Below are 5,776 nucleotides of genomic sequence, written 5' to 3'. Positions count from 1 at the left end.
TGCTAAAATAAGAAGACAATTCAGTGAAATCTTTATCAGAAGTCACAATATTTTGAAAATCAATATCTTGCATACGACAAAGATATGCTTTTTTCCTTAGCCTGACGGCTATGGTGATAACACCAACCTGGGGACGAATATTTCATAAACCAAACGTAGCACTATTTGTCACGTCTGTCCCAACAATCGCCTGCCACACCCACACACCAGGTTTGGCGTGGGCGGGAAGATCCTTTCAGAAGGGCTGCAAGAGTAATTTTTCTTTATGTGCAAACCACTTTTTCAGAAAATATATCGACTATACCAGACAAACTTCCAAACAATTAGACAGTTCAAAGAAAATAGCATATGCCGGTATTAAAAATTCAGTGCAAACGTGTATCTCAAAGTAGTAAACTTTTCTTTCTGTAGATCTGAACAAAATAGTACACGTTTGCTGAAATTATTTAAACAAAACAATAAAAATATGGTTATAGCTGTGTCCTGATTGGTATCTACATAAAACATGGGTAGGAAGTCGGATAATGAGAAATTGTTTACACTAAAGAGTGTATCTTCGAAGCTAATTACACCAACTTTTGATTTTACCTATGAACTTTGATCGCTTGGAAGAGCACACCCTACAGGAAATACAACGATATCAGAAAGCACTGGAACTTGCTGGGGTAGGCATGTGGGAGGTTGACACTATAGAACAAAAAGTTTACCTGGATAAACGAAGCAAAGAATGCTATGGCTTTTCAGAAGATGAGCAGGTTTCCTATCACAATCTACTCAAATACATCCATCCTGGTGATTTGGAAAGAGTAACCGAGGTTATTTCCCAGGCAAGCCAAACAACACAGGCCCATCCGCTGGATATGCATTTCCGTACCCTATCCTATACGAATACGTTACGTTGGGTACATGTGAAGGGAAATGTGTATGCCGGAGATCTCGTAAAAGGCTCTCGTATTGAGGGAATTGTAACCGATGTAAGCGAGCAGATTGAGCTTCGGGAGCAATTTACGAAACAAGGACTACGGGCTGAACAAGCACTGGAAGGCGCATCTGCAGGATGGTTTACCCTCGAAAGAAATAGCGATAAGATAGACTACTCTGCTACCATAGCCAGAATCATGACAGGTTCTGAGCAAATTGTCAGTCGTAGTATACTCATTGAGCACATTCATCCCGAGGACCTGCCTTTGTGGAACCTGGCCTACGAACAGGCGGCTATTACCGGAAAGCTACACTACCAGATCCGGTTTGTCTGGGATGATGGCTCTGTACATTGGATACGGGTAATGGGCACCTATGGCTATGATGAGGAAGGTGAACCATATCTGTTTTCCGGCATTGCCCAGGAAACTACCCAGGAAGTAGAATCCCGGCTTGAGCTTAAAGTAAGCGAGGAACGATTCCGCAGTGTGGTAGAACAAGCTCCGATGGGAATAGGCTTGCTAAGAGGTAGAGAGATGCGGATTGAAATAGTGAATGACAAGTTAGTTGAGCTGTGGGGGAAAGACGACTCTATTTTGGGAATGCCTTTGCAACAGGCTTTACCTGAACTCGAAGGACAACCCTTCATGACTTTGCTCGAGCAGGTCTATGATACAGGTAAACCTGTTACAGGGAGAGGCATAGTTGCAAATCTGCAACGCAATGGCCGGCTGGAAGAGGCTTATTTTGATTTTGCCTATACCCCTTTACGCTATGCAGACGGAACCATTTCTGGTGTGATGGTACTTGGAACAGAAGTCACTACTCAAGTTTTGTCTCAAAAAGCTATTGAGGCCAGTGAAGCTAAATTTCGTTCGCTGATCGAAGAAACTCCTTTTGCCACTGCCTTGTACCGGGGTGAAGAACTAATCATCGATGTTGCCAATCCTGCTATGATTAAATTATGGGGCAAAGATGAACATGTACGGGGAATGCGATTGGCAGATGCCTTGCCCGAACTGGAGTCGCAACCCTTTCTGGATATATTGGCTCAGATTTATAAGACAGGTGAGGTGTATCATGCCCGGGAGATGAGAGCAGATCTTGTAGTGGGAGGTAAACTCAATAGCTTTTATTTTAACTTTACCTATAAGCCACTTAGAGATGAAAAGGGGCAGGTTTATGCCATATTGAATATGGCCATAGATGTGACCAATGAAGTATTGTACCGCAAAAGTCTGGAAGAAAGTGAGCTCTTCAGCAAAAGTATTATTTTCAACTCACCGGTAGCTAAAATGGTTGTGACAGGCAAGCAAATGATCATTCATACTGTCAATGAAAATATGCTTCAGATGATAGGACGGGATAAGTCTATTGTTGGTCAGCCATTTATGGACGTAATGCAGGAACTGGAGGCTACCCCTTTATTCAACAGGCTCCAACATGTATATACCACAGGACAAACGTTTCATGAGCCGGAAGAAAAATTTGAACTGCTACGGTTTGGAAAGCCTTATACAGGATATTATCAGTATACGTACAAAGCCCTGAGTAATATGCAAGGCCAGATTTATGGTATTATCATAGCGGCCATTGAGGTAACCAATCTAGTGGTTGCCCGCAAAAAAGTAGAGGAAGCAGAAGCATTGATGCGGGGAGCCATTGAACTGGCACAACTGGGAACCTGGACATATGACCCTGTTACCAACCGTACCACCTATTCAGATCGGCTCAGAGAATGGTTTGGTATTTTGCCTGAAGAAGAGGATCTGGACGATGTGTATCCGGTATTATCCGACGCAGATCAGGAGCGCATCCGTACGGCTATGGCCTGGGCTCTCAATCCCGAATCCGGGGGCGTCTACAATGAAGAATATGAAATGACCAACCGAACCACTGGACAGAAATATATTATTCATGCACAAGCCCGCACCTTTTTTGATGAGCAGGGAAAACCTGTAAAAATGTTTGGAACCGCTCAGGATGTAACTGAGCGGCGTTCTGCTCAACTGGTACTGGAGCAACAGGTTCACAAGCGTACGGAAGAGCTGGCAAAAACCAATCAGGAATTGTTTGAAGCCAATCAACTGCTGGTTCGTTCAAACGATAACCTGGAAAAGTTCGCCTATATTGCCTCGCATGATTTGCAGGAACCCCTCCGTAAGATTCAGTCTTTTGGAGATATGCTCAAAAAGCAATACGGCGTTGGGTTGGGCGAGGGTCTTCCTTTGCTGGAACGCATGCAGGCAGCATCTAAGCGGATGTCGGTTTTAATCCATGATCTGTTGGCATTTTCCAAAATATCAAACCAGAAAGATCGTACCGAATCTGTGTCCTTAAATCAGGTACTGGATACAATACTGAATGAACTAGAGTTTCGTATTCAGGAAACACAGGCTACTATACAAATAGCTCCTTTGCCTGTGGTGCAGGGCGATGCTACACAACTAGGCCAGTTATTTTTGAATCTGTTTTCCAATGCACTCAAATTTAGCAAAGCAGGAATAGCTCCTCTCATCAAAGTAGAGTATGCATTGATAGCTGCTTCGGATTTACCTGCCTCTCTCAGAATTCCACACCATTCCTCATTCTACCATCGGATTGAGGTAAAGGATAATGGGATAGGATTTGAACAGGAATATGCCGAACGTATTTTTCAAATCTTTCAGCGTTTGCATAGCAGAGTAGAATATGCCGGAACGGGTATAGGACTAGCTATCTGTGAAAAAGTTGTAGCTAATCATAAAGGAGCCATACAGGCAACCAGTACGCTAGGTCAGGGCGCAGTCTTTACTGTGTTTCTACCTGCTTCATAGGTAAACTATAGGTTTATAAAGAAGTCCAGTTGGTTGTATGTATAGAGGGTCTGTGTTATAAAATAACCAAAATGCAAAAAGGTTTCTGAACGCAACAGCAAGTGGTATGATCCATTTGGCTATGCACGATAGTATAAGTAAGTCTGGAAACATTACAAGTTTACTCACTGCATACAATCCATCCTCAGTATCTAAATTCATGGATAACGAGTAGAACCATCCCGTCAATACGTATAAATACGTTCAATAATGCGTATTTATACGTATTGACGGGATTTGTTTTTACTTCGTTATTGGAGGGGAGTATTTTATACACATACTCCTCTCTATTTACCAAATGAACGACACTATTACGAAACCGCAAACGGGTGATATTGTTGAAGGTATTTTGTCTACTAATCGTATGACTATTATTCACATCACTTCCGACAATATATTTTCGCAAGAGATTCTTCATTGTGCCTATTTTGATAAAAAGCATTATATGAAAGTAGAACTCTGTCAGCCAAAAGAAGTCAGATTCCTGTCGCTTCCAAACGATGCAAAGAAGCATCCATGTGAGATAAATATACACGATAGAGTACTCCTTAACCACCAGCATGATTCAGAACCTCCTGTTATGAAAATTACGAACTTTACAGAAAGTGAGAATATCTCACATGCTGTCTGCGAGTGGCTAACCCTGAAGGGAGATATAGACCTTGAAATTCTCCCGCTGACAGCCTTAAAGAGAGTTGTGTAAGAAACACAAACATGTAAAACACAATGTCTGGGGAAATAATCAGATGACCTTTGGTCAATGCATACCTTGTTTAATAAATACTATAGCAGATCTATTGTTGATGATGTGTACTATCTATAGATTCTTCTTTTTTAGTTGCAGGTCGTAAATTGGAAGTTTTAAACTCAAGTTCCTTTACTTCTTCTCTGGAGTACAAGGTTGTTTTATGATTTTTCAGATTATATAGTATAATATAGTTTTCTGTAACTCCAATAAATCGATTCATTGTATTACTTGAAACTGTAGCATTATCCATTTTAAAACTGATAGTATTCTTTTCTTCTTTCTTTACAAACTCAGCTTCATAAAAAGCAATCACAGTGGTTAAATTTACTAGGAATATGATATACATTATATTGGATATCATCGTAAAATTATACCCCATATGCGAATAGTAAGAGATATCTCGTGTAGATACTTTAGAGGTACTATTTAATAAGTAAACCAAAAGACCTAACATAGATGCGGTGAATGTAAGTATGCGAATATCCTGTCCAAAGAGTTTTATAGGAAAATCTCCAAAAATGAACAAAGCCCAAAAGCACACTACATTTAATATACAGGCATACACCAAATGTTGTAGTTTAGTTTTTAGATTTTTTAAGGTTGTTTGGGGTGGATTGAGGAATCCGCTTTCAGATAAGGGAGAATTTTCTTCTGATCTATTTTCTTCTTTCTTTCCAGTGAGAGCAAATCTAACCCCAAGGTATATGCCAAACAACAATAGACTTGCAATAAACAGATTGGCATTAAAAATAGATTTGATGACTTCATACACTGTTAAGAAAGGAATTATATCTAATCCAAAAAACCTGTAGTAAACTGTTAATCTTAGAAGGGCAAGAAAGTAAAGAAAAGCAGTAGCGAAAGTAATATTTTGCAGCTTGTCATCTATTTTTATCATTCTACTAGGTAAGTTAAAGTACTATGGATGAATATTTCTTCTCAAAGTTATCCATAGTAAAGTAAAAAGCCTTATTGCATAATCTAGTAAAGATTTTGCATCGTAGTAATTTCTTTGTACCAACTTGGCTCTTCATTATGTCCCATGTCTTTTCTGGAAATAAAGAAAGTTTCTGGCGCAAGTGTCCGCTCAATACAGTCAAGGTAAGAAAACCACTCAAACTACCTTGATCTCCTCCCAAATTTAAGACCGAGCAGAAATGGAAAAATCGGCGGTAGTGAACAGTTGCGATTGCTCGTCCATCTGACAGGGTGTAAGTCCTTTCAGAGAACTGTGAGGTCGGAACTGGTTGTA

General features: G+C 40.3%; 3 protein-coding genes. 2 read left to right on the top strand and 1 reads right to left on the bottom strand.

Annotated features, from left to right (window positions below; translation table 11 throughout):
- The first annotated feature begins 590 nt into the window (after window positions 1–590).
- Window positions 591–3,737, top strand: coding sequence for a PAS domain S-box protein (locus QNI15_RS38635; protein ID WP_314037528.1), 3,147 nt, complete (start codon window positions 591–593; stop codon window positions 3,735–3,737).
- A gap of 337 nt (window positions 3,738–4,074) precedes the next feature.
- Window positions 4,075–4,479: a hypothetical protein gene (locus tag QNI15_RS38630; protein WP_314037526.1), complete on the top strand. Its 405-nt coding sequence runs from the start codon at window positions 4,075–4,077 to the stop codon at window positions 4,477–4,479.
- Window positions 4,480–4,570: 91 nt separating this feature from the next.
- On the opposite strand, the gene QNI15_RS38625 is transcribed toward QNI15_RS38630, so the two are convergent.
- Window positions 4,571–5,422 carry a hypothetical protein gene (locus QNI15_RS38625; protein ID WP_314037518.1) on the bottom strand — a complete coding sequence of 284 codons (852 nt, stop codon included), beginning with the start codon at window positions 5,420–5,422 and terminating at the stop codon, window positions 4,571–4,573.
- Window positions 5,423–5,776 lie beyond the last annotated feature (354 nt).

Origin of the sequence: Xanthocytophaga flava, assembly GCF_030068545.1 — a bacterium.
GTDB lineage: Bacteria > Bacteroidota > Bacteroidia > Cytophagales > 172606-1 > Xanthocytophaga > Xanthocytophaga flava.
The sequence above is the reverse complement of the archived record's forward strand: the minus strand, read 5'-3'. Positions and strand labels throughout refer to the sequence as shown.